This is a genomic window from Paenibacillus oleatilyticus, from assembly GCF_018998565.1.
GTDB classification, from domain to species: domain Bacteria; phylum Bacillota; class Bacilli; order Paenibacillales; family NBRC-103111; genus Paenibacillus_G; species Paenibacillus_G oleatilyticus.
The window spans coordinates 1-330 of sequence record NZ_JAHNZO010000193.1; the positions used below are offsets into that span (position 1 = coordinate 1).

1 protein-coding gene is annotated in these 330 nt (G+C 61.8%); it reads right to left on the reverse strand.

Annotated features, from left to right (window positions below):
• Positions 1–235, reverse strand: a 235-nt coding sequence (locus KQX66_RS39145) for a LysR family transcriptional regulator (RefSeq protein ID WP_216798454.1), incomplete at its 3' end; no start/stop codon positions are given.
• Positions 236–330 lie beyond the last annotated feature (95 nt).

The window sequence follows — 330 nt, forward strand, 5'->3', positions numbered from 1 at the left end:
AATGCACGTAGGCCAGGTAGTCCGCGCCCTGTTCGGTCAGCGTGACGCCGCTTTTGGCGCGAATGAACAGCGTGATGCCCAGATGCTGTTCGAGCTGGCGGATTTGCTGGCTGACGGCGGCGGCGGTCAGCGCCAGCACATCCGCCGCACGGGCCAGGCTGCCGGTGCGAGCGGCGGTTTCGAACGCCAGAATGGCGCTCAGCTTGGGCAGGCGAGCACGGGACGGTGGCGGCATGGGCAGGACTATCGCTAAGAATTCGTTAGCTTATCCATAACGTATTTTTGTTATGGCGGCAATGCGCCATTCGCTACAGTGAGAAGCATCCGGCT